Consider the following 23,226-nt stretch of genomic DNA (forward strand, 5'->3'; position numbering starts at 1 on the left):
GGAAGTATAACGAATTTCAGGGCCGGATCAAAAGAGGGGACCATGTCCCCTCTTGATTGATTTATTGCGTATTAATCACATCAATTAAATGTTTGGCTTCACGGCGAATATCATCACTGCCGTCAACAATGGCCTCTTCCAACAGTTTTTTCGCTCCGGAGGCATCATTCATTTCCATGTAGATCTTAGCTAAATCCAGCTTTCCTGCCGCTTCTGCGTTGGCATCAACGTCATCGTCACCGATATCACCAATCACGTCCGGAAACTCGTTCAAACCCACATCCAGTTTCAGCTCTTCTTCATCAAGCGCCAACTGATCCTGTCCCATGTCCATTTCCGCCATCAACTCATCAATGGTTTTGTACTGGCTGCTTTTCGGGTCAAAGTCGATCAGTTGCTCCTGATTGGCCCAGTTTTCATCCTGAACCTGAGGTTGCGCGGTTTGTGTATTCCAGATGCCCTGCTCGTCTTCAGGGATCTCATCCGGGATTTGCGCCTGCTGTTCAGGAGAAAGGCTGAATCCATTCCAATCCTCACCACCGGCTTCCAGCATGGCATCAATGTCCATCCCCGCACTGTCGGTCAACGCGGCATCAATTGGCTGCTCAAAGTTGAACTCCGGTGTGTCGCTTTCAGCCAGCAACTCGTTCAGGGTTTGTTCCTGGTCCGCCGAGGGTGTCTGAGATTGCGCGTCCACACCAGATTGAAACGCCGCAAATAAAGCATCCTGCTCGTCAGCCGCTGGCTCCGGGGAGATCGGCTGATCTTCGGAAACATCCGCCAACGCCTGATCTTCATCATACTCTGGCAGGTCGTTCAGATCGTATTCTGCCGGTTCACTGCTATCGTTCGGCTCTGCAGGTGCAGCGCTTTCAACGTCATCGCTATCCGCCAGTGCGCTGGTTTCATCGTATTCCGGCAGTTCCTCGTCGCTCAGTTCAATCGGCTCAGGCGCAGTGTCAGTGGCTGACGCCTCAGGTTCAATTGCAGCTGGCGTTTCATCGAACAACCAATCGTCGTCTTGCGGAACCCCGAATTCGTTTGGAATGGCCTCAGGCATCGGAGGTGCAGACGCCTCAGATACAGATGGCTCCATTTGCTCTGGCGCACTAACTTCTGGTTCTGGTTCTGGTTCTGGTTCTGGTTCTGGTTCTGGTTCTGGTTCTGGTTCTGGTTCTGGTTCTGGTTCTGGTAGAGTATGTTCCTCATCCGTCTCATCGCTGACAGACATTTCGCTCTCTACCGCACTGTCCGCTTGTGGCGTACCTTCAATTTGCGGTTCAAACTCAAAATCGTCATCCAGCGGCGCCGAATCCTGTGCCTCTTCATCCGCGCTAAACCACTCTTCGTGATCGGCTTCAATCACCTGCTCTGGTTCAATTTGTTCAGGTTGTTCGAATGTCCCTTCTGTGGCCGCGCTCTGTGCAGACTCCACATCCGCAATCGCATCGTTGAGCCAGTCGTCCGTCGCGTCTTTCGCATCTTCCGTAGCCTGAGACGTCACCTCTTCGCCAACATCCTGCGTCTTATCGTCCGTTGTCTCAAGTGCATCGGATTCTTCCTCCAGCACTTGGTTCAGCGGCAGTTCAGATTCGCCGTCAGAGACCCCGTGTGCATCCGATTCATCCAGTGACGGCAATACGTCATCAGCGAAACGGGCCATGTCGTCAGCCACCGGGATTTCTGAATCTGCTGGCTCATCCAACAGTGGATCGGTTTGCGGCGCAGTTTCGTCCAGATCATGGATGAACTCGTCGCGATCAAAATCGAGGGGCGTTTCTCGCTCTTCAGCAATCGGATCCGTTACCTGCTCAGGCTCGATCGGTTGTATTTCGACGGCTTCGGCTTCGGCTTCGGCTTCGGCTTCGGCTTCGGCTTCGGCTTCGGCTTCGGCTTCGGCTTCGGCTTCGGCTTCGGCTTCGGCTTCGGCTTCGGCTTCGGCAAGCTTTTCTATTTCATTGAGTTCGTCAAGAAATTCCGTCCCATCCGGTTCAAAACTGTGGTCCTGCTCGTCCGGCGTTTCAGGCGTGGCGAGCAGTTCTTCCAGCAGGTCGGTACTGTCATCATCCAGTGACGCTGGCTGCTCATCCAGATCCAGCAACTCGTCCAACATCAGGTCTGACTGTTCAGCCAGTGCGACATCGTCCTGCTCGTCCAATAACTCATCCAACAACGTGTCGGACTCTTCGGTGCGCTCGGCTTCGTCGTCAGTCTCCGTGGTTGGCTCAGCAGTCTGATGGTCAAGCAGCTCATCAAGTAGCTCAGTACTGTCTTCACTCAGCTCAAGATCGTCATCATCAAGCATTTCATCCAGCAGAGCAGTTTCATCTTGAGACAAGGCATCCAATTGATCGAGATCGGCCTGAGACTCAGCCTTGGCAAACAGCGCATCGATCTCATCATCGGACGCCATTTCCACATCGCTAAGCTCATATTCCGGACTGTCACTGCCAGACGCGAGTAAGGCATCGATATCCAAATCGTCTGCACTGTCATCCGTGTCGGCGTCGCCAGATAGCAACTCATCCAACATCGCTTGATCCAGTTCGCCGTCTGTCGACGCGGTCTTATCACTGCCCGATAACAGATCATCCAGGTCGTCTTGAGACACCTGTTCGTCATCTGCCAGGTCAAAGTTGCTTTGGGCTTGAGATGTGTCAGTGATCACTTCATCCAGTGCACGTTCCATCTCTTCCAGACCCAGCGCCTTGTCGTCACCTTTGACACTGATGCCGTTGGAGCTGGAATCCATATCGAGCAGATCGGCATCCAGTTCACCGTCATCACCGATGCCCGCAAACGGATCATCACCGTCTTCGCCTTCAAGGTTAAAATCCAGCTCGCTGTCTTTCAGATCGGCAAAGATATCGTCACTATCCGCAGCAACTGCTTCTTCCGAGCTGTCGTCGAACAGTTGTTCTTCGTCATCATCAGCGCTGCCAAACAAATCATCGTCCAACAACAACTCATCAGTTAAATCATCGAGTTCATCTTGCTCTGACATGGCTGGAGGTGGCGTCACCGGCATCACAGGGTCAGAGACATGAGGCTGTACTTCGGTTTGCTGCGCCGGTTCTGATTTGCGACGCCCCAGCAGCATAGTCACCAACAGGGCAATCAGCAGCCCTGGGATCACCGCCAGCGCGCCGACTAACCAGGTGTTGGACATCAACTTGTCTAGCGGGCCAGGTGCCAGTTGGGCGTCTTTGGCATTACGGGCTCGCTCTTCTGCCAGCAGACGCTCAACTTCATCGCGAATTCGCGATTCATCATTGAGTTCGTTCTTCAGCACACTGACTTCAGACTGAACTTCCGCCAGCATCAGACGTAACTGGTGATTACGCTCTTCCAGAGCCGCGAGTTCACCCACAGGTTTGGCTGATGTCGTTGGCGGCGTCAGCGTTTTCGGTGCTGTTTCATCCGTTGGTACAGTGTCGGCAGACGGCTTAGCAGGCTGAGCCGTTTCAGCGGCATCACTCTTGGCTGGCGCTTCGGCTTTCACCTCAGGTTTAGTGACTGGTTGTGGTTTGACTGCAGGCTGAGCGACTTTTGGCGCAGCTTTACCCGGTGCGTCATTCAGGCGCGCTTTGTGCGCATCCATCACCCGCACAGCTTCTTGGGTCGAGACACTCGTGACCTGAGAAAGCGACGGTACCCGCAACGTGCTACCCGGAATCAACTCATGAATGTTCTGATTATCGAATGCTTTGGGGTTAAGCTGATAAATCGCCAGCAAGGTCTGTTGCACCGTAACCGTATTGGACGGTCGTAAATCTGTCGCAATTCGCCACAGAGTATCACTTTCGGTTGTGGGTCCGTAAAAACGGGAGGGTTCCTGCTCTGCCTGTTGAGAGGCACGCGTCAGTGGCTGTGAGAATTGAGGCGCGGACTGAACTTCACCGTTCGGGCCAATCAGTCGAATACCTTGTGCACTGACGTAAAATGTCTGAGTCATCGCTGCCATTGCCAAAGGCAAGAGCAGACGCTTGAAAAATGGACGCATAATAAGCTCAGCTGTGTGCTTTTATCGTAGGTTTACATGATCTGTTAAATATATCGGATATCTAGGGCAAAACTACAGGAAACAAGGCAAAAAATGTGTTGCGGCAGCAATAATCGCAGTAAGCTCACACTAAATTTCCCCCGCTCTGCTTGTCTGGCGCTACCGGGCGTATAAAAAAGCCCCACTCGCGTGAGGCTTTAACAGATTCATCAATAGCTATCAGTAATAATCACGAATCAAAACTTCGGCAATTTGTACTGCGTTGGTGGCGGCACCTTTGCGTACATTGTCCGCAACCACCCATAGATTCACGCCACTGTGGTGACTGATGTCATTACGGATACGGCCGACCATCACATGGTCCTTGCCGCCCGCATCGCGCACCTGAGTCGGGAAGTCTTCACCGTGGAAAACCTCAACGCCCTCAGTTTGTTCAAGCAGGTTAATCACTTCTTGAGCATCAATTGGTGCGCGGGTTTCAATGTGGACGGCTTCGGCATGACCGTAAAATACCGGTACCCGTACGCAGGTCGGATTCACCATGATCGACGGATCGTTGAAAATTTTCTGTGTTTCCCACACCATTTTCATCTCTTCTTTGGTGTAGCCGTTGTCCATGAACTTATCGATCTGTGGAATACAGTTAAACGCAATCTGTTGGCTGAACTGCTCAGGTTCAGCCGGGCGACCGTTCAGCAGTTTCGCGGTTTGGCCCGCCAACTCGTCGATGCCCGCTTTGCCGGCACCCGCCACGGACTGATAGGTTGAAACATTAATACGTTCAATCCCCACTGCATCGTGGATCGGCTTCAACGCCACCAGCATCTGGATGGTGGAACAATTCGGGTTGGCAATGATATTGCGGTTACGAAACTCAGCGATCGCTTCCGGGTTCACCTCTGGTACCACCAGCGGGACATCATAGTCATAACGGAAATGCGATGTATTGTCGATGACCACCACTCCAGCTTCAGCAGCGATTGGCGCCCACTTCTCCGACAGTTCCCCACCGGCAGAAAACAGACCGATATGAGCCTGTGTCCAGTCGAAGGTTTCAACGTTCTGTACTTTGACCGTTTTGCCGTTGAAGCGGTAGGTCTTACCTTCACTGCGTTCGCTGGCCAGCAGGTACAATTCACCGACCGGGAAATCACGCTCCTGAAGAACTTCAATGATGGTTTCACCGACAGCGCCTGTTGCGCCAAGTACGGCAACGTTAAATTGTTGGCTCATTTACTTACCTCAATTTGAAAACCAAGTTTAGCCAGCGGCGTTAAATTACATGCATCGTCGCCGGCTAAAGTGACGGCGCTGTACTCTCGTCGATCCCAGTATTGTTTGCGCATCTTGTCAAACGCACCCAACTGATGAATCTCACGACGGAACAACGCATCGTCTTTGCGCACATCATAAATGATTTGTGTCAGGTTGTGCAGGGTTGCTTCGTCCCAGGCGCGATCCAGACTGACCAGTGGAACTGGCGCCACTGGCAACAGCTCGCTGGCCTGTGCCCGGCGCTCGTCACCGAGAAATTCACAGAAGCTATTGAAAATCATGGTCGTACCGCGAGCCTTGCCTTCCAGGCCATACCCGGCGACATGGGGGGTCGCAAACGCCAGCAACGGCAGGAGCTCCATATCCACTTTCGGTTCAAACTCGAACACGTCCAATGCGGCAGTAAAACCATCACCGGCCATCAGGCGGGCTTTGAGCGCGCTGTTGTCCACCACCGGCCCACGAGCCGCGTTGATCAGAATCTGGTTACTGCGTAAATTACTCAGTACCCCTTCGTCAATCAGATGGTGTGTGGGATGTGCGCCGTCGCGGGTGATCGGAGTGTGTAGTGTAATGATATCCGCTTGCTCAAGCAGATCGGCCAAAGGCGTAAAATCTCGCGCATCACCGGCTGCTTGCTTGGGAGGATCGTTAAGCAGTACTTTCATCCCCAGTCCGGACAAACACTGAGCCAGATAGCTGCCCACCTGTCCGGCGCCGATGATACCCACGGTTTTATCAAACACCGAGAAGCCCTGTTGCTGCGCAAGCACCATCATCACGCTGAATGCATACTCTGCGACGCCGACTTTATTGCAGCCCGGTGCGGCAGTGAAGACAATGCCCTTTTGATCCAGCAACGCCTGATCAACATGATCCATGCCTGCGGTCGCGGTGCCGACAAACTTGAGTTTGTTGGCCTTAGTCAGAAGTGACTCGTCAACCTGAGTAACAGAGCGAATCATCAACGCATCAATATCAACCAGGTCATCGGCTGTTAACGTACGTCCCGGTTTGAGGATCACCTCGCCCAACTGACTGAACAGTTGCTGAGCATAAGGCATATTTTCGTCGATTAGGATTTTCATAGCGGAGTCTGAGTTGGGAAAAGGGGTAGAACAGGATTGTGCAGAAAAGCCGGCACAGTGTCGAGTCCCGTTTCTCTGTTAAGTATAGAAAAATACCCGGCTCCTTACGGCAGCCGGGTAATATTCCAGAACAAAAGGATCCTGTCCCGCTCTCCAGGGGACAGAGTCTGCGTCTGTTCGATCAGCCAGTGCTGACCCGCTCTGGAAACTGATTGCCAGTAGGCATTCGTTTCATTAACCCTGGTATTTCTTGATCACCAAGGTCGCGTTTGTACCGCCAAAACCAAAGCTGTTTGACATCACGGTCGTCAGCTCGGCATCACGGGTTTCCATGACGATATCCAGGCCGTCTGCCGCTTCGTCAAGGTTATCGATATTAATGCTTGGGGCGATGAAGCCGTGATTGAGCATCAGCGTTGAGTAGATGGCTTCGTGCACACCAGCCGCACCCAATGCGTGACCCGTCATGGCTTTGGTCGCTGAAATTGCCGGGCTGTTGTCGCCAAAGATTTCCTGAATCGCACCCAGCTCTTTCACATCACCAACAGGCGTTGACGTACCGTGAGTGTTGACGTAGTCCACGCCATCAACATCCTGCATAGCCATCTTCATACAACGAACGGCTCCTTCACCTGACGGCGCCACCATATCGTAGCCATCAGACGTCGCACCGTAACCGACGATTTCACCGTAAATCTTCGCACCGCGGGCCAGCGCATGTTCCAGCTCTTCAACCACCAGCATGCCGCCACCACCAGAAATGACGAAACCATCACGGTCAGCATCATAAGTACGAGACGCCTTTTCTGGTGTGTCGTTGTATTTGGTAGATAGTGCGCCCATCGCGTCAAACATCATGGTCAGTGTCCAGTCCAGCTCTTCACCGCCACCAGCAAAAACCACATCCTGTTTACCCAGTTGGATCAGCTCCATCGCGTGGCCGATACAGTGCGCTGACGTCGCACAGGCCGAACTCATGGTGTAGTTAACGCCACGGATCTTAAACGGCGTGGCCAAACAGGCAGACACGGTCGATGACATCGTACGTGGTACCATGTAAGGACCAACACGCTTAACGCCTTTCTCACGCAAGATATCAACTGCGGCAATTTGGTTCACCGATGACGCACCACCCGAGCCCGCGACCAAACCAGTGCGCTCGTTAGAAACCTGATCTTCTGTCAGACCAGCGTCGGCAATCGCCTGTTCCATAGAAAGGTACGCAAACGCTGCCGCATCACCCATAAAGCGCATTTTCTTGCGATCGATATGGTCGGCAGGGTTCATCTTCAGGTTGCCCCAAACTTGAGAGCGTAGACCGTTCTCTTTAAACTGTTCAGAAGCGGTAATGCCTGATTTACCTGCTTTCAAAGACGCTAAAACTTCTTCGACGTTGTTACCGATACTTGAAACAATACCCATACCGGTGATTACGACTCGTTTCATGTGACATTCCTATAATTCAAAATTCCGCTAAATAATAACTAAGAAGCCCCACAGAAGTGGTCAGCTTTCCCATAAATTCGTACAATCCCGCCCCACACAACGAGAATTCGCCTCCGAAAGAGACAGTATGACATCAATTAAAAATGCCGAATTGGCCTGGAATGAAGCAGGCACTCCGGTCTCCGACCAGTTTGATGACGTTTATTTCTCCAACGTCAACGGCTTAGAAGAGACCCGTTATGTCTTTCTCCACCAGAATCATCTCCCGCAAAGATGGCACGAGTATGACCAGCGCCGCTTTGTGATCGGTGAAACCGGTTTCGGCACCGGTCTCAACTTTCTGGCGGTCTGGCAGTGGTTTGATGAATTTAGACAGCAAAACCCGCATGCGCCATTAAAAGAGCTGCATTTTGTCAGCTTTGAAAAATACCCGCTCAGTAAAGAGGACCTGATCAAAGCGCATCAGGCCTGGCCGGAGTTGGCTGAATATGCGGCGCAGTTGCAAGCGCACTACCCGATTGCCGTGCCAGAATGTCAGCGTATCATCCTGGCCGATGGCGCAGTAACTCTCGATTTGTGGTTTGGGGATATCAAAGACTGTATGCCACAAGTGCCAACCGGAGAACATGGCATCATCGACGCCTGGTTCCTGGACGGCTTCGCCCCGAGCAAAAACCCGGAAATGTGGAATCAGGATCTGTTTAACGGCATGGCTAAACTGGCCAAAGCTCACTGTACCTGCGCGACATTTACTGCAGCGGGTTTTGTGCGCCGAGGCCTGATAGAAGCCGGCTTTGATATGAAAAAAGTCAAAGGATTCGGCACCAAGCGTGACATGATCGCCGGCCATCTGCCTGAGCGTCACACCCCGCCCAATCATAAAGCCTGGTTCCATCGCAGCAGCCCCCCATGTGTCGACGATGTGGCCATCATTGGCGGTGGTATCGCCAGCGCCACGCTGGCCAAAACCCTCACCCGACGCGGTGTGAACGTAACCTTATACTGCGCTGATGACACGGCCGCTCAAGGTGCTTCCGGTAACCGTCAGGGCGCTATTTATCCGCTGCTCAACGGCAGCCACAGCGGGGTCTCTCGGGTATTTGCCCCAGCATTTTTATTCGCCCGCCAGTTTGTGTCGCAAATGGCTCAGTGCTTCGAGTTTGATCATGACTGGTGCGGCGTCACGCAATTGATGTGGGATGAACGCGCCAGACAAAAACTGACTAAGTTGCTTGAGGGCCAGTTCTCGGCCAATCTGGTCACGGGGCTGGACGCCACACAAACCAGCCAAACGCTGGGTCTGCCTGTCAGTGTCGACAGCGTCTTCTATCCTCTCGGCGGCTGGTTGTGTCCGGCACAGTTCACCCGCGGGCTGCTGGCAGAGCTAATGCAAGGCGAGCATTTCTCGGCACATTTTAACCATCCCGTCACTCAGTTGGAGCGCTGCGGTGAGCAATGGGTGCTGCATTGCCACGACAAACAGTTTACCCATCAGGTCGTGGTGGTCGCGAATGGCCATCAGTTTGCCGAACTGGCACCTACTGCCGATATTCCACTTGGTCAGGTCAAAGGCCAGGTCAGCCATGTACCAACCAATACCACACTGAGCCAAATGAAAACCGTATTGTGCTATGACGGTTACATGACGCCGCAGAATCCGAACAATGGTCAACATTGCATTGGGGCGAGTTACGACCGTGACAACCTGAATCGCGCATTTGATCCACAGGCCCAGCTTGAAAATGCCGCCAAGTTACGTAAATGCGTCCCTGACCAGAGCTGGCCTGAGCAAGTGGATGTATCAGCCAATCAGTCTCGTCAGGGAATCCGCTGTGTCAGCCGTGATCACCTGCCATTTGTCGGCAATGTTGGTGATTTTACTGCCATCAAACACACCTACGCTGATTTGCATCTGCAAAAAGCGGAACAGGTGAAGCCGGTGGCCAGCCAAGAGAATCTCTATTGCCTGCTCGGTCTCGGCTCACGTGGTCTGAGCTCAGCCCCGCTGCTGGCTGAAGTGCTGGCATCACAGATCTGCGCCGACCCGCTGCCGCTGCCCGTGGATGTGCTGGAGGCCTTACACCCTAGCCGGATGTGGGTGCGTAAGCTTCGTAAGGGCAAGGCGCTGACTGAACTGTAAACACAAAAAAACGCCTCTTTGTATAGAGGCGTTTTTTCTCGCGGAATTAGTCACGCAACTGAGCGACGGCTGCGAGGATTTGCTCTTCAATCTCTGGGTTCGTCAGTTTGCCTACCGCCATGTCAAAATTATCATAGAAGCTGGGTACCGACAGCGACGCTTTCACATTACCGCCAAAAAACTGCGCTGAGTTGGTGGCTGCCGCCAACACCGATGAAGCACCGCCCGGACCTGGCGAGGTCGCCAAGTACACTGCGGGTTTGCTTTTAAACACATCGCGATCAATACGAGTCGCCCAGTCAAACAGGTTTTTGTAGGCTGCCGGATGGTGGCCATTATGTTCAGCGAATGAAATCACAAACGCGTCCGCCTCACTCAAATCGCGTAAAAATGCGTCCGCACCTTCCGCTTTCCCAATGGCTTTCTCGGTATCTTCACTGAACATTGGTACTTGATAGTTGTTGATGTCGAGCACTTGGACTTGTGCCCCTTCGATCAAATTCGCAGCGTAGGTTGCAAGGGCTTTGTTGATAGACGTTGAACTGGTGCTGGCACCAAATGCGATCACTTTCATGAGGTTATCCTTTGTGGTTCCGCTTAATTGCTGACCAGAATAAATCAGCCACAGATTCTCACAAGGGTAATTTTTATAAGGACTCATTCAAAAAATTTGAATGAGTCCTGAAGTCGGGCAGCAAAAACGTCGGCTTAAGCCTGGCTTTGTAGCTCCTGCCACAGATCACTGACAATGATTCGATCCGCCGGAGAGAGTTCAGAACGCGCTGCGTCAAGGCTTTGTTCGATACGCGCTTTCAGTTCAGCAATATCTTGAATGCCTTCTTCTTCGCACGACGCCGCAGAAAGAGAAATATGACCACGTAAATAACCACCTGCAAACAGTTCATCATCCGATGCCATTTCAATACGGGCATCAATCAGTTCAAGTAGCTTTTCTTCAAACTCAATAATCATTTTGGTCTCTTTTTACTTAACGGTGAAGTCACCAGCTTCCAGCGTTTTAATGCCATAAAATGCCCGCAATGCCTCAGACAACAGCTTCACTCTTGGTGGCAAGCCTGTATCCAGGATACTCATTACTTCCGCATGAACTTTATGCATAAACGCCAGACGATCCGGCTCAAAATCGCCGTGTAGATTGTCACAACTGACAGTAAAAGGAAAGCCAGCACTGACCGACAACACCCATTCGTACGCCTGAGGACGAATCTCCACCTTCTCAAACTCCGCTTGCTTTTGCTCTGTGCGGCCATCGGGTTCATACCAATACCCAAAATCTTCCAGCAGGCGTCGCTGTGGCCCCGCCACACACCAATGGGAGATCTCATGCAGCGCCGAGGCATAGAATCCGCGGGCAAAGATGATACGGTGGTACTGGGTATGCTCATCTGCCGGCAGATAGATAGGCTCATCCTCACCCAGTTCCAGACGGGTGTTGTAACGGTCAAAAAACGTGGCGTTGAATATCTCAATCAGATCGTGATACTGATGGGTCATGACTCTGTAATGTTGTCGGAAAGTGTGCGGCGCGCATTCTCGCTTGTTTTGATGTCAGGGTAAAGCCCCACAACAAAAGCAGTTATTAGTTTTGTTAATCTGAAATAGATTTTCGAGATACAAAATCTCATTCGTCACAGATCACATTTCCCACTACACTCTCGCTTTCATTTTTCATCCTGTTTCACTGCTTTGTGCAATGATTTACTGAGTGGTACGCCATGCTGTTGAGTGTTCTCTATATTATTGGTATTACAGCGGAAGCTATGACAGGCGCGCTGAGTGCGGGCCGACGTAAAATGGACTGGTTTGGTGTGATGTTGGTGGCCAGTGCAACAGCCATTGGCGGTGGTACCGTACGTGACATCCTGTTGGGTCATTACCCATTAGGCTGGGTAAAGAATCCCGAGTTTCTGGCCATCACCTGTGTTGCAGGAGTGCTGACCACTGGCGTGGCCAAGTGGGTACTCAAACTGAAAGGTTTGTTTATTCGTCTGGATGCGCTCGGTTTGATCGTATTTAGTATCATCGGCACCAAAATTGCGATGGGCATGGGGCACCATGCGCTGATCTGCATGGTCTCGGCACTGGTTACAGGGGTATTCGGTGGCTTGCTGCGCGATCTGATTTGTCGTCAGACCCCTCTGGTACTGCACGAAGAATTGTATGCCTCCGTGGCGCTGTTTGCGTCCGGACTGTATTTGGCGCTGCTTGAGTTTGGGGTCGCCGACGTGCACGCGACCATTATCACTCTGGTTATCGGCTACACGCTGCGCATGGCCGCTGTGCGTTTTAAATGGCGCTTACCGTCTTTTCAGCTCGAAACGGAAAGTTCACTGCATTAAAAAACGCCCTCCAAGGAGGGCGTTTTTAGTCTGGTCTTAAACCGGGTTATCAATATCAATGAAAGTGACTTCGAAACCATGCTCCTGCGCCAGCCATTCTCCGAGCGCTTTGACTCCGTAGCGTTCTGTAGCATGGTGCCCGGCAGCAAAATAATGGATATCCTGTTCACGCGCTGAATAAGTGGTTCGCTCGGACACTTCACCAGAAATAAAGGCGTCCAGACCATGCTGCGCAGCCAGTTCGATATAGTCCTGCCCCCCCCCGGTACACCAACCGACGGTTTGGATCATTTTATGGCTGCCGTCCGGCGTTATGTGCAGCGGCGTGCGGTGCAGCACTTGTTCGATTCGGGCGGCAAATTCTTCGCCGCTTACGGCCTGGTCCAGCGCGCCATACATGGCTACCGATTGTGAGTGCCCCTCCAGCCCACCTTCAACACGGATTCCTAACAATTCAGCCAGTTTAGCGTTGTTGCCCAGCTCAGGGTGGATATCTAAAGGTAAGTGATAACCAAGCAAATTCAGGTCGTGCTTAATCAGCGTCCGGATACGGTTACCCTTCATACCACGAATCGGGGCTGGCTCACCTTTCCAGAAATAGCCGTGGTGCACCAGTAAGGCATCGGCGTTGAGTGCGACCGCTCGATCGATTAAGGCCTGTGACGCCGTTACGCCAGTAACAATTTTCTTCACTTCGGTGCGGCCTTCGACCTGTAAACCATTCGGAGCATAATCTTTGATCAACTGTGGGGACAGTTTTTCGTTCAGCAATGCTTCAAGTTGGAGGATATTCATTCTACATTCCATTGGCTTGGATTTGATTGGACAGGTTATAGCAATTTCGCGTTAAAATGTCGAAAACAACGGACTGATTGACCTATGACTCAGCTAAGCCAAATCGCCCGATGGGTGGCCACGACCCCAACTTTGTTTTCGGCCCACACGCCGCTGGAAACCCAGCCTCCCTTCACCATCGATCTCAGTGCTCTTGATGACGTGTATCAGGGGAACCCTCGCCTGGGATTTTTGTATCAGCATGTGTGCCATCAACTGTTTCAGCGTCACCCGGATTTCCAGGTCGAGGCGGAAGAAATTCAGTTACAACACAAGGGACAAACTCTTGGTGCCATTGATTTTATCGTGCGCCACCTACCCAGTAACGCACTCCAGCATTGGGAAGTGGCCATCAAGTTTTATTTATTAAAAGACGGGCTCTGGTTTGGCCCCAATGCCCACGATCAACTGGATAAGAAACTGACCAGAATGCTCAGTCATCAGCTTCAAATGAGCCAGACCGACGCGTTCACCGAACGCTATCCACACTGGCCAACGATGACTCAACACCTGCTGATGCAAGGTCGTCTGTATATCAACCCGTTCGACCCACAGCCGATCCCGCCAACGTGTTTGGGCTATGCGCTCAATCCGGAGCGCATTAAGGGGCTCTGGTGCTATCAGAGCCAGAGGCCCCAAATAACGCAGACTCTGTACCAACTGGATAAACCACAGTGGATCAGCGGCCGGGACGCAAGCTCACCGGTCGTCACCGGTGTCACAGAGCGCTTTATCCACTGTCAGGATGACACCGGACGATTTTGGTTCATCGTGCCGGACCAATGGCCGAACAACAGCCAATAATGATCAAAAAAGCGGCCGGTTGGCCGCTTTTGCATGTAAGTAACAGAGATTTACAGACCTGCGTTGGCAAAAACCTGATTCACGATATCCTGCGCTTCGGTTTCAATCTGCTTCAGGTGCTCAGCGCCTTTGAAGCTCTCGCAGTAAATCTTGTAAATCTCTTCCGTACCGGACGGGCGCGCAGCAAACCAGCCGTTGTCAGTGGTGACTTTCAGCCCCCCAATCGCCGCACCATTGCCTGGCGCATTCGTCAGACGTGCGGTGATAGGATCGCCCGCCAACGTTTCAGCCGACACCATTTCAGGGGAGAGCTTTTTCAGCACCTCTTTTTGGGCGCCGTTGGCCACCGCTTGAATACGGTTATACTGAGACTCACCGTGCTTGGCCGCCAGCTCTTCGTAGTATTGCTGCGGATTTTTGCCTGTCACCGCGGTAATTTCCGCCGCCAGCAAACAAAGAATAATGCCATCTTTATCGGTGGACCACGGCGTGCCATCTTTGCGCAAAAATGAAGCTCCTGCGCTCTCTTCACCACCAAAACCAAACTGCCCCTGGTACAGCCCATCCACAAACCATTTAAAGCCAACCGGGACTTCACACAGATTGCGGCCCAAATCCGCGACCACGCGGTCGATCAAGGCGCTGGACACCAGAGTTTTACCCACCGCAACGTTCTGCCCCCAACCATCGCGATGACGATAAAGGTAGTCGATACACACTGCCAGATAATGGTTTGGGTTCATCAGACCTTTCGGTGTCACGATGCCGTGGCGGTCATAATCCGGGTCATTCCCAAATGCCAGATCGTAATCATCTTTAAGCGCCAGCAAGCCCGCCATCGCGTATGGCGATGAGCAGTCCATCCGGATCACACCGTCTTTGTCCAGAGACATAAACTGGAACGACGGATCAATGGCCTCGCTGACCAGCGTCAGATCCAGATTGTACGTCGTGGCGATCTGGCGCCAGTAATCAATCCCGCTGCCGCCCAATGGATCCACACCGATCTTCAGGCCCGCTTGCTGAATCGCCTGCATATCAATCACATTGACCAAATCATCAATGTACGGTTTCACCAGATCCCGCTCTTTAACCAGTCCTGATGCCACCACCTGCTCTGGAGTGAGACGCTGAACGCCGTGCATGTCGGCCGCTATCAGGGCATTCGCACGGCTCTCAATGGCCTTCGTTAGTGCGTCTTCCGCCGGGCCACCGTGCGTCGGGTTGTATTTGATGCCGCCATCCTGAGGGGGGTTATGAGAAGGCGTAATGACGATGCCGTCCGCTTTATCATGGTGCTGACGGTTGTAGCTCAAAATAGCATGAGAGATACCCGGTGTTGGGGTATAACCACGGTTCTCCTGCACCACCACTTCAATTCCATTCGCCACCAGCACTTCCACAACACTGTGAAACGCCGGCTCAGACAAAGCGTGAGTATCTTTACCGACAAACAACGGCCCCGCCGTGCCTTGCTCAGCACGCACATCTGCCACCGCCTGAGCTATCGCCAGAATGTGATTCTGGTTGAAGGTCGTCTTATCCGCGGTCCCACGATGACCAGAAGTACCAAACTGTACTTTGTGGTCCGGATTACTTGGGTCAGGCTGAAGAAGAAAATAGTTGGCTACTAGGGCTGGAATGTTGTGAAGGTCTTGCTGCTGCGCTTTTTGTCCCGCGCGTGGGTGCATCGCCATTATGACATCCTTTCTTTAAAAACGAGAAAATAAAAAAACCTCATAATACTGAGTTCAACTTGTGCATTATGAGGTTTCAATCAGACTTTTTTAGATTGAGTTGGTGACTTTTTCAATCAGTTCTGCCTGGAAGTTCATTCTGACCATCAGCTGCTCAACCATCTGGCGTTTGCGGCTGGTATTGTTGTTGGTGATCACCCAGAATGGGGTATTAGGAATGGCTTTTGGCTTGGTGGTGTTGCCGCTCGCCAGCAGAGTTTGCTGGTTATCCGCAAAGTACACACGTTTACGGCCTTTCACCTGAGTGGCTTCAGAGAAACTTTGTGGGTCGATGCGGTGTAATGTTGAAAGCACCAGCATAAAACGGTCAATTGCTTTTTTCAGACCGGCAAACTCGTCGGAAATAAGCAGTGAGCGCATCTCTTTTACTGCATCGATCTGCTGATCTTTACCGGCATCTTTGCTGACTACGATGCCTTTCGGCTGCGCCACAGCAGGTGCTTGTTTGACCGCTTTGCCATCCACGTTAAGCAGGCGGCGCAGAATATCCGAAGCGCTCTCGCCAATATGTTGGGTCTGGCCTGCGATGTAACGGTATAGATCCTCATCAACCTCAATTGTTTTCATTCGCTTTTCACAATCTCTATGTTTAAACTCTGGGGGATTATAGCGAGATCTTTCCCGAGACTCTACGTTAAACCAGTCACGAATAAGATAAAATGTCACAGCTGCTCAACTACAAACTTGAAGGTGAGGGTCACACCGTTGTACTGATCCACGGCCTGTTCGGTAATTTGGATAACCTTGGCCTGCTGGCACGCGACCTGCGCGACGAGCATCAGGTCCTGAGCGTCGACCTGCGCAATCATGGCCAGTCGCTCCACTCTGATGAGCATAATTATGCGCTTATGGCTGAGGACGTGGCCGCCCTGTTCGACCATCTTAACCTCGGCGACGTGACCGTCATCGGCCACTCCATGGGCGGTAAAGTCGCCATGAAACTGGCAGAGGTTGCGCCGGATTCCATGGCCAAATTGGTGGTGATGGACATGGCCCCTGTGGCATATCAAGTACGTCGACACGACAACGTGTTTGCCGGACTGCAACACGTTCTCAATACGCCACCTACCACCCGAGCCCAGGCCTTGGCGATGCTGGCTGAGCACATTGAGATCGATGGCGTCCGGCAGTTTCTATCTAAGTCACTATATAAACAAGGCAACACTTTAACCTGGCGTTTCAATGTTCCGGCACTGCTGGCCAATTACGATTGTATTTTGGGCTGGGAGCCTATCCCTCTGACATCGATTCCGACGCTGTTTGTCAAAGGAGGAGACTCTGACTATCTCACTACAGAGCATCAAGGCCAGGTGCAAGCGCAGTTCGCAAACGCCAAAGCCCATGTGATTGCCAACACTGGCCACTGGTTGCATGCGGAAAAACCGGCGGAAGTACTGCGCGCAATTCGCAAATTTCTCTGAGTAGCGCTTGTGACGTTAATGCGACATGATCGCATTAACTTTACCGAATAACAGTGGTATAGTTCGCGCAAGCAAAATTGGCAGAAAGGGATTCCATGCTGTACGACTACATGAACATGATCGAGTCAATTGGACTTGATTTGCTTTTTGCGTCTATCTTTTTCCTGATTGGTATGGCAATAAAAGATGTTCTGAAACAGGGCAATGTTCCGGTATTTGGTCGTCGTATTGTATGGCTGGTGCTGTTTTTGGGGTGCGCAGGTTTTATCGCGAAAGGCCTGATACAGCTCTCCTGGGAAGGCACCGGACTGGGTTAATTCTCGTCTCTGACCGCCAACCACAGACAAAATTAAAGGTAATGAATCTATGGCAAGTGTAGGTATCTTCTTTGGTAGCGATACAGGTAACACTGAAGCTATTGCGAAGATGATTCAAAAGCAACTGGGTAAGAAACTGGTTCACGTTCAAGACATCGCAAAGAGCAGTAAAGAAGACATTGATAACTTTGATCTGCTGCTACTTGGTATCCCAACTTGGTACTACGGTGAAGCACAGTGTGACTGGGACGATTTCTTCCCAGAACTGGAACAGATCGATTTTTCAACCAAGCTGGTTTCTATCTTTGGTTGTGGTGATCAGGAAGATTACGCTGAGTACTTCTGTGACGCGATGGGAACCGTACGCGATATCGTCGAAGCAAAAGGCGGTACGATTCTGGGCCATACATCAACAGACGGTTACGAGTTCGAAGCTTCGAAAGCGTTGGTTGAAGGTGACGACAGCAACTTTGTTGGTCTGTGCATTGACGAAGACCGTCAACCAGAACTGACCGATGAACGAGTGAAAAATTGGGTTGAGCAGATCTACGAAGAGATGTGTCTGGCGGAACTCGAAGACTGAGCCCCACCAAATTCCGATAGCCCCGCACTCGCGGGGCTTTTTTTCGCTCTTAGCTCACAACATACTGTTTTTCAATTACTTCGCTAAAGTTTTTCGCGCTCATGCCGTTAACAGTTCATCAGACGGGGAGCACCATGCAAATACACACCTTAGACAAAGCTGGCATCATCAACGAACTTCAGTTCGGTAATGGTATTAACCAAGCCGTTCACGAAGGACGTCGTGCCGATTTTGGTTTGCTGCTGTCGATGTTTTCCAGTGACGTTCGTGACACCACCCCGGTGGAAATGATCAACCAAACGCACACCACCGAACAACTGCTGCGACAACGTTTTGAGCTTCCTGTTCCTCAGCCTCTTAACGCCGATCAGAGCTCGTACGCGATCTCCGCACACCAGGCTGCTCAATTTCATGACGCTGGTCTGCCCAGCGCCAAACTCTGCCACTATCTGACCCCAGATGCGCTCGCTTATCTGCCAGAAGGCACTCACGGTTTACCTGAAGAAGTCTACCACAACTTGTCAGGCCATCAGCGGCGCCAGTTGGCAGAGACAGAGCCGCGTCAGGCCCTACCTGCTGACCTGTACAATCAGCTTGTCCGTGCACAACGTCAGGCTCAAATTCAGTTAACTGCTTGATTCATTAGAAGCGCCTCTAGATAACATCAAGCCCGATTCATGCCCTACACCCAGATATGTGAAATGCTGCAAAGAATTTCACATTAACGGCTTATACGACCCATTAATTTGATGTTATTCACATCCAAGTCACAGCTAATCAACCATGCTATGTGGACAGATTTCTCCTCTTCCGGGACAAATTCACCTTCAGCTTGGGGTTGCCCATGGATATAAAAAGTGCCGTTATATTAGTCACTTCTGCTGGTTCTACGCTAGGGGCAACTCTGGCGACACACTTTGCTTCGCTTGGCGCCAGAGTGATTTTGTGCGACAAAGATATCCACCGCCTGCACCAAACCAGAGACGGTTGCCAGCGGGTGTCTCCTGACGTTCATGCCTTCCAGTTGCACGATCATACCCAAGCTTCGCTGGATGCCCTGTTTGCCTTTGTTGAAGACTGCTACGGCAGTGGGCCAGACGTGTTAGTCAACACACTGACGACCCGGCCAATGCCGCGTTTGGTCAGTGATTTTTCTCCAGACACTTTTACCCAGAGACTGGCTTTAATGGCGTCCACGCTGTTTACCTTCGGTCAAGCCACCGCAGATCACATGCGACGTGCCAACAAACGCGGTGTGATCGTCAATGTCGTCGCGCATGAAGATTACCGGGATTTGTCCGGCTTTGAGAATGCGGCGTCAATGGTCACGGGGTTCACACAAAGCTGGGCCCGAGAGCTGACTCCGTTCAATATTCGGGTGGGCGGTGTTGTCCCAGCGATTACAGCGCAAGAGTGCGATGACGAATTACACTGGGCTGAAATCAACGATGAGCTGATCCGCAATACCGAATACATTGTTGCCAATGATTATTTCAGCGGCCGCATCATGGCCGCCTGATAAGCATGAATGTTGAAATGCAGGCCACTACAACTTCCGCAGCAGGTTATCGCTGGCCTCTTCAATGAGATCGAGCACCAGTTCGAATCCGTTTGCCCCACCATAGTAAGGGTCCGGGATTTCATCGTAATCAGAATCCGCATGGCTCAAAAACAGCGACAGTTTGTGTTGGTGCTCTGACGGACACCGGTCGGTCAAGTCAGCCAGATTGTCAGCGTCAGCCGCAAGAATGTAATCGAAGTGTTCAAAATCCCAACAGTTAACTTGGCGTGCCTGGATGTCATCAAAAGAATACCCTCTCTGCTCACCGGCCGCCCGAGCTCGGGCATCCGGCCCGCTGCCAGTATGAAAGTCTATGGTGCCCGCTGAATCGACCTCAATATCCACTCCGAGTTGCCGCGCCTTCGCACGCAGTACTGCTTCACCTGTCGGAGAGCGACAGATATTCCCCATACATACCACCAGAATTTTCTTCAAAGCTGCCTCCTGCAAATCATCCAAATCACGACAATCACTTTCCTCCCATCGGGTAATGTATTGCCTCCACCACCGCGGGTAGCTGACGAGAGTGCTCCCTAAAACCTACTTCAGATTGCGTCGGACAGCCAGTGCAATCATGTGACCTCGCTATCTATCTGAGCGATCCGTTGTAACCAGACGTCGAATTTGCCACTTTGCCCCCAAATACATACGATGTTTCCATTATCGAGTTTGCGGATATCCCTGAATAATCACGGTATTTAGTGTGGCGTTTTTTCGTTATGATGGCTGGAAATCAGTTTCGTTTAGGGAGAAAAAAGATGTCTGCAGAGGACAGCAAAGAAGCACGCCATAAAGCACGGCAGCAGAAAGTCAAAGAACAAGTGGACGCACGGGTTGCAGCGGCGCAAGAAGAGAAAGGCTTACTGCTGATCATTACCGGCAACGGCAAAGGCAAGTCAACCTCCGGCTTCGGCACCATCGTCCGGGCAATCGGCCATGGTAAATCTTGTGCTGTCGCCCAATTCATTAAAGGCACTTGGGAGAACGGGGAACGCAACCTATTGGAAAAGCTCGGTGTCGAATTTCAGGTTATGGCGACCGGTTTTACCTGGGAAACTCAGAATAAAGCCGCAGACACCGACGCAGCGCAACAAGTCTGGCAGCAATGTAAACGCATGCTGACCGATGAATCTCTGGATGTTGTACTGTTCGATGAACTGACCTATATGGTCAGCTATGGCTATATTGAGCTGGATGAAGTGGTTGATGCGTTGAACGCCCGCCCGCCAATGCAATCTGTGATCATTACCGGCCGCGGTGCCCACCGTACTCTGATCGACATGGCCGATACGGTATCCGAAGTTCGCAACGTCAAACACGCTTTTGAATCGGGTGTCAAAGCGCTCAAAGGCGTCGACTGGTAACCACGGCTTTCGTTGATAACAAAAAAAGGGTTGGCCATTGGCCAACCCTTTTGCGTTTGCTGTGCTTAATTAAACAGGCCTTTTATCGCATTGTTGATCGCGTCTTTGGTCTTCTCATCTTTAATCTTATCACCTAACTTTTCATCCAGCTTTTCCAGGTTACGGTCGAGTTCCTTTTGGGCTTTCTGTTTGAGTACATCATCAAACACCAACTTGAACTTCGGTTTCTCCCATTTGCCGGACACATTGATTGGAATTGTCAGATCACGCAGCTCATTGATGTCTTTACCGCCCTGGCCTTCCAGGGTACCGACAATCGACGTTCTGACCAGAAAGTCCACCGTTTCATTGATGTAGTTGGCTTTACCTTCTCCACCAATACGCAGCAATGGCGATTGCATCGTCAGGTCTTTGGTTGAAACCACACCTTGGCTCAAGTTTAGCGTCGCGCCCATCGCACTGAAGTCGGTCTTCTGTGCACCTTCTTTGCCATCAATCGACTTCCCTTTAAACTTGGCATAACCGTCACGAATCATCTGCGCAACGTTGATACCGTTCACCGCACCGTCTGCAAACTTGATCACCACAGTGCCTGCCAGGTTCTTTTTGATCCCGCTAGGGGTCAGGCTTCTCCCCTGGACATTCACATCAATGTTCCCGGTGCCTTCCAGCTTATCGTTGTCCGCAACGTCTTTCAGCAGCGGCTGAACCTGTACACCGTTGATTTGCTTTTTCACTACGTAGGTCGCTGGCGTTTTACGCGCATCCAGAGTGGCGGTTGCATTCACCGAACCACCGTACAGCTGAGAGCGAAAGGATGTCAGTTTGGCCACACCGCGATCCACAGTAAAGCTGGCTTTCACATTCTGCATTTTCGCATTGGATGCTTTGAATTTATCAATGGTAATGCCGCCCTGAACGTCGAGGGTTTTCAGCGCAGACAAATCCGGCTCCTGTTCAGGTGCCGATGTAGCCGTGCCAGACTTCGCCCCTGAATTGCTACCACCCGATGTGGCGGGTTTGCTTTCAGTGTTCGTGGACTCAAGACCCAGGAACTCATCTAAATCGATATTCGGGCTGTGCAGGGTAAAGCGCACTTTCGGAATATCGCCCAGCGTCACATCCGCTTTTCCGTCCAGAGCAATCGCGTTCGCGGTCAGCGTTTCCAGGATCACACTGAGGTGGCTCTTGTTGAGGTCAAAATTTACATCCGATGTCATCGCCACTTTCATCGGCGACTGAGGCAAACCTGCGCCTTCCAACTGGCCAGCCAGCATCAGTTTACTCACACTCACCTGAGTGATCGCTTTGTTCACTTTCAGTGCACCAGACCCGTTCAGATCCAGCGCCATATCGCTCGCTTTTCCTTTCACCGCGTAAGTCAGTGCATTGGCTTTATCAAACTCAAACGTTGCCAGCTCTAACTTGGCAGACTCGATCTGATTCGACGCATCACTAAAGTTAGCATCGACTTTGATGTTACGCAGCGCGTATTCTTTGAAGCCTGGAGCCAACTTAAATTCGGCGTTGCCTTTCGCACCAAATGTCTGCTGATTATTTTCACCCTTGGCGGCAAAATCCGCTTTGGTCCAGGTATCGACCGCAAACTCCGACAGATTCAGTGACACATCGTACAGTTTGGTAAACGTTCCTGCCTGCTTGTCCTGAATATCCAATGTCGCATTCGACACGGTGACACCAGCCAGATGGATAGTCCATTGAGCTGCCTCACTGGTTTGATCGTTCGTTTCCGGCGCTGTTTGAGTGTTACTCTCCGCGGCTTTCGATTCTGTTTGTGCGGTTTGCGCTTTGCTCAGAGCGTCGATGTTTTTACGACCATCTTTAAGCGTTTCCAGATTGAATTCAGCCCCATCCAGAGTCACGTTGCCAATTTCCAACTGCTTGCTTAGCAGCGGCATCACTGACACGTCAATTCCCACAGATTCTACTTTGAGCATGTTGGGTTTGGTGAAGCCCGCCGGGTTGCGCAGTTCGGTTTTGCCCAGCTCAAAACCGAGCGATGGGAAGAACTGCCAACTGATATCCCCTTCGATCACCAGCTCCAGGCCAGTATGTTTTTTGGCTTGTTCGACGATCAAAGGTTTAAATTGGTTAGGATTTACCAGCAAGACGAGAGCTGCGAGGCCGATAACAACGATCAGCAAAAGCGCAGCAATGAACAGTACAATTTTCTTCATCAGCTTTTTCCTTGCTTGATTGAGCTTGTTAAGGAAGGAGACATTTTTCAGGTTAGTCGTTATATAAAAAAAGTG

Annotated in this window: 21 protein-coding genes; 9 read left to right on the top strand and 12 right to left on the bottom strand. The window is 51.5% G+C overall.

What is annotated here, in order from left to right; translation table 11 throughout:
* Positions 1 to 61 precede the first annotated feature (61 nt).
* From CAG64_RS01100 to fabB, 4 genes are all read right to left on the bottom strand, one after another.
* Positions 62 to 4,003, bottom strand: a complete 3,942-nt coding sequence (locus CAG64_RS01100; protein ID WP_161457540.1) for a FimV/HubP family polar landmark protein — start codon at positions 4,001 to 4,003, stop codon at positions 62 to 64.
* A gap of 219 nt (positions 4,004 to 4,222) precedes the next feature.
* Positions 4,223 to 5,236, bottom strand: coding sequence for an aspartate-semialdehyde dehydrogenase (locus CAG64_RS01105; protein ID WP_021703861.1), 1,014 nt, complete (start codon positions 5,234 to 5,236; stop codon positions 4,223 to 4,225).
* A complete protein-coding gene (locus tag CAG64_RS01110) occupies positions 5,233 to 6,366 on the bottom strand; it encodes a 4-phosphoerythronate dehydrogenase (protein ID WP_161457539.1) in 1,134 nt (377 codons plus the stop codon). The genes CAG64_RS01105 and CAG64_RS01110 overlap by 4 nt, the downstream gene beginning before the upstream one ends.
* A 234-nt stretch (positions 6,367 to 6,600) precedes the next feature.
* Positions 6,601 to 7,812, bottom strand: coding sequence for a beta-ketoacyl-ACP synthase I (fabB, locus tag CAG64_RS01115; protein WP_161454479.1), 1,212 nt, complete (start codon positions 7,810 to 7,812; stop codon positions 6,601 to 6,603).
* 127 nt (positions 7,813 to 7,939) lie between these two features.
* Between fabB and mnmC the strand changes: the two genes are divergently transcribed.
* Entirely contained in the window at positions 7,940 to 9,952 is a 2,013-nt protein-coding gene (gene mnmC / locus CAG64_RS01120; RefSeq protein WP_161457538.1) for a bifunctional tRNA (5-methylaminomethyl-2-thiouridine)(34)-methyltransferase MnmD/FAD-dependent 5-carboxymethylaminomethyl-2-thiouridine(34) oxidoreductase MnmC, read from the top strand.
* A 46-nt stretch (positions 9,953 to 9,998) separates the two neighbouring features.
* Here the strand turns inward: mnmC and CAG64_RS01125 are convergent, their stop codons facing one another.
* From CAG64_RS01125 to CAG64_RS01135, 3 genes are all read right to left on the bottom strand, one after another.
* Positions 9,999 to 10,526: an NADPH-dependent FMN reductase gene (locus tag CAG64_RS01125; RefSeq protein ID WP_161457537.1), complete on the bottom strand. Its 528-nt coding sequence runs from the start codon at positions 10,524 to 10,526 to the stop codon at positions 9,999 to 10,001.
* Positions 10,527 to 10,660: 134 nt separating this feature from the next.
* Positions 10,661 to 10,924 carry a YfcL family protein gene (locus CAG64_RS01130; RefSeq protein ID WP_021703856.1) on the bottom strand — a complete coding sequence of 88 codons (264 nt, stop codon included), beginning with the start codon at positions 10,922 to 10,924 and terminating at the stop codon, positions 10,661 to 10,663.
* Between the two features lie 12 nt (positions 10,925 to 10,936).
* Positions 10,937 to 11,467 carry an elongation factor P hydroxylase gene (locus CAG64_RS01135; protein ID WP_161457536.1) on the bottom strand — a complete coding sequence of 177 codons (531 nt, stop codon included), beginning with the start codon at positions 11,465 to 11,467 and terminating at the stop codon, positions 10,937 to 10,939.
* A gap of 221 nt (positions 11,468 to 11,688) precedes the next feature.
* Between CAG64_RS01135 and CAG64_RS01140 the strand changes: the two genes are divergently transcribed.
* Positions 11,689 to 12,312: a trimeric intracellular cation channel family protein gene (locus CAG64_RS01140; protein WP_021703854.1), complete on the top strand. Its 624-nt coding sequence runs from the start codon at positions 11,689 to 11,691 to the stop codon at positions 12,310 to 12,312.
* 36 nt (positions 12,313 to 12,348) lie between these two features.
* Here CAG64_RS01140 and CAG64_RS01145 read toward each other — a convergent pair whose 3' ends face one another.
* Positions 12,349 to 13,107, bottom strand: coding sequence for a Nif3-like dinuclear metal center hexameric protein (locus CAG64_RS01145; protein WP_161457535.1), 759 nt, complete (start codon positions 13,105 to 13,107; stop codon positions 12,349 to 12,351).
* An 84-nt stretch (positions 13,108 to 13,191) separates the two neighbouring features.
* On the opposite strand from CAG64_RS01145, the gene CAG64_RS01150 reads away from it, so the two are divergent.
* On the top strand, positions 13,192 to 13,950 hold the full coding sequence (locus CAG64_RS01150; protein WP_161457534.1) for a DUF1853 family protein: 759 nt from the start codon (positions 13,192 to 13,194) through the stop codon (positions 13,948 to 13,950).
* A gap of 50 nt (positions 13,951 to 14,000) precedes the next feature.
* Here CAG64_RS01150 and pgm read toward each other — a convergent pair whose 3' ends face one another.
* Entirely contained in the window at positions 14,001 to 15,647 is a 1,647-nt protein-coding gene (gene pgm, locus CAG64_RS01155) for a phosphoglucomutase (alpha-D-glucose-1,6-bisphosphate-dependent) (RefSeq protein ID WP_161457533.1), read from the bottom strand.
* A 90-nt stretch (positions 15,648 to 15,737) separates the two neighbouring features.
* Positions 15,738 to 16,274, bottom strand: a complete 537-nt coding sequence (gene seqA, locus CAG64_RS01160) for a replication initiation negative regulator SeqA (protein ID WP_021703850.1) — start codon at positions 16,272 to 16,274, stop codon at positions 15,738 to 15,740.
* A 92-nt stretch (positions 16,275 to 16,366) separates the two neighbouring features.
* Between seqA and CAG64_RS01165 the strand changes: the two genes are divergently transcribed.
* The 5 genes from CAG64_RS01165 (at position 16,367) to CAG64_RS01185 (ending at position 19,547) form a co-directional block, all read left to right on the top strand.
* A complete protein-coding gene (locus CAG64_RS01165; RefSeq protein ID WP_161457532.1) occupies positions 16,367 to 17,128 on the top strand; it encodes an alpha/beta fold hydrolase in 762 nt (253 codons plus the stop codon).
* A 95-nt stretch (positions 17,129 to 17,223) separates the two neighbouring features.
* Positions 17,224 to 17,445 (top strand): DUF2788 domain-containing protein, encoded by a 222-nt coding sequence (locus CAG64_RS01170; RefSeq protein WP_021703848.1) that lies wholly within the window; start codon positions 17,224 to 17,226, stop codon positions 17,443 to 17,445.
* Between the two features lie 49 nt (positions 17,446 to 17,494).
* A complete protein-coding gene (gene fldA, locus CAG64_RS01175) occupies positions 17,495 to 18,028 on the top strand; it encodes a flavodoxin FldA (RefSeq protein ID WP_161457531.1) in 534 nt (177 codons plus the stop codon).
* A 134-nt stretch (positions 18,029 to 18,162) separates the two neighbouring features.
* Positions 18,163 to 18,666, top strand: coding sequence for a VC2046/SO_2500 family protein (locus CAG64_RS01180; protein ID WP_161457530.1), 504 nt, complete (start codon positions 18,163 to 18,165; stop codon positions 18,664 to 18,666).
* A 206-nt stretch (positions 18,667 to 18,872) separates the two neighbouring features.
* Entirely contained in the window at positions 18,873 to 19,547 is a 675-nt protein-coding gene (locus CAG64_RS01185) for an SDR family oxidoreductase (RefSeq protein ID WP_021703845.1), read from the top strand.
* Positions 19,548 to 19,574: 27 nt separating this feature from the next.
* Here the strand turns inward: CAG64_RS01185 and CAG64_RS01190 are convergent, their stop codons facing one another.
* On the bottom strand, positions 19,575 to 20,024 hold the full coding sequence (locus tag CAG64_RS01190; RefSeq protein ID WP_161454470.1) for a low molecular weight protein-tyrosine-phosphatase: 450 nt from the start codon (positions 20,022 to 20,024) through the stop codon (positions 19,575 to 19,577).
* 323 nt (positions 20,025 to 20,347) lie between these two features.
* On the opposite strand from CAG64_RS01190, the gene cobO reads away from it, so the two are divergent.
* On the top strand, positions 20,348 to 20,953 hold the full coding sequence (cobO, locus tag CAG64_RS01195) for a cob(I)yrinic acid a,c-diamide adenosyltransferase (protein ID WP_021703843.1): 606 nt from the start codon (positions 20,348 to 20,350) through the stop codon (positions 20,951 to 20,953).
* Between the two features lie 65 nt (positions 20,954 to 21,018).
* Here the strand turns inward: cobO and CAG64_RS01200 are convergent, their stop codons facing one another.
* The gene (locus tag CAG64_RS01200) at positions 21,019 to 23,151 is read right to left on the bottom strand and encodes an AsmA family protein (protein ID WP_161457529.1); all 2,133 of its coding nucleotides are present in this window, start codon (positions 23,149 to 23,151) and stop codon (positions 21,019 to 21,021) included.
* Between the last annotated feature and the right edge of the window lie 75 nt (positions 23,152 to 23,226).

The organism is Vibrio sp. V38_P2S17PM301, assembly GCF_009904845.1.
In the GTDB taxonomy this organism is placed as follows: Bacteria; Pseudomonadota; Gammaproteobacteria; order Enterobacterales; family Vibrionaceae; genus Vibrio; species Vibrio proteolyticus.

Bases quoted from the DNA above. Each gene is read 5' to 3' on its own strand.
- CAG64_RS01170 (WP_021703848.1), top strand. From the start codon at position 17,224: ATGCTGTACGACTACATGAACATGATCGAGTCAATTGGACTTGATTTG.
- CAG64_RS01110 (WP_161457539.1), bottom strand. From the start codon at position 6,366: ATGAAAATCCTAATCGACGAAAATATGCCTTATGCTCAGCAACTGTTC.
- CAG64_RS01135 (WP_161457536.1), bottom strand. From the start codon at position 11,467: ATGACCCATCAGTATCACGATCTGATTGAGATATTCAACGCCACGTTT.
- CAG64_RS01150 (WP_161457534.1), top strand. From the start codon at position 13,192: ATGACTCAGCTAAGCCAAATCGCCCGATGGGTGGCCACGACCCCAACT.
- fabB (WP_161454479.1), bottom strand. From the start codon at position 7,812: ATGAAACGAGTCGTAATCACCGGTATGGGTATTGTTTCAAGTATCGGT.
- CAG64_RS01125 (WP_161457537.1), bottom strand. From the start codon at position 10,526: ATGAAAGTGATCGCATTTGGTGCCAGCACCAGTTCAACGTCTATCAAC.
- mnmC (WP_161457538.1), top strand. From the start codon at position 7,940: ATGACATCAATTAAAAATGCCGAATTGGCCTGGAATGAAGCAGGCACT.
- CAG64_RS01105 (WP_021703861.1), bottom strand. From the start codon at position 5,236: ATGAGCCAACAATTTAACGTTGCCGTACTTGGCGCAACAGGCGCTGTC.
- CAG64_RS01130 (WP_021703856.1), bottom strand. From the start codon at position 10,924: ATGATTATTGAGTTTGAAGAAAAGCTACTTGAACTGATTGATGCCCGT.
- cobO (WP_021703843.1), top strand. From the start codon at position 20,348: ATGTCTGCAGAGGACAGCAAAGAAGCACGCCATAAAGCACGGCAGCAG.
- CAG64_RS01145 (WP_161457535.1), bottom strand. From the start codon at position 13,107: ATGAATATCCTCCAACTTGAAGCATTGCTGAACGAAAAACTGTCCCCA.
- CAG64_RS01100 (WP_161457540.1), bottom strand. From the start codon at position 4,003: ATGCGTCCATTTTTCAAGCGTCTGCTCTTGCCTTTGGCAATGGCAGCG.
- pgm (WP_161457533.1), bottom strand. From the start codon at position 15,647: ATGGCGATGCACCCACGCGCGGGACAAAAAGCGCAGCAGCAAGACCTT.
- seqA (WP_021703850.1), bottom strand. From the start codon at position 16,274: ATGAAAACAATTGAGGTTGATGAGGATCTATACCGTTACATCGCAGGC.
- CAG64_RS01140 (WP_021703854.1), top strand. From the start codon at position 11,689: ATGCTGTTGAGTGTTCTCTATATTATTGGTATTACAGCGGAAGCTATG.
- CAG64_RS01200 (WP_161457529.1), bottom strand. From the start codon at position 23,151: ATGAAGAAAATTGTACTGTTCATTGCTGCGCTTTTGCTGATCGTTGTT.
- fldA (WP_161457531.1), top strand. From the start codon at position 17,495: ATGGCAAGTGTAGGTATCTTCTTTGGTAGCGATACAGGTAACACTGAA.
- CAG64_RS01185 (WP_021703845.1), top strand. From the start codon at position 18,873: ATGGATATAAAAAGTGCCGTTATATTAGTCACTTCTGCTGGTTCTACG.
- CAG64_RS01180 (WP_161457530.1), top strand. From the start codon at position 18,163: ATGCAAATACACACCTTAGACAAAGCTGGCATCATCAACGAACTTCAG.
- CAG64_RS01165 (WP_161457532.1), top strand. From the start codon at position 16,367: ATGTCACAGCTGCTCAACTACAAACTTGAAGGTGAGGGTCACACCGTT.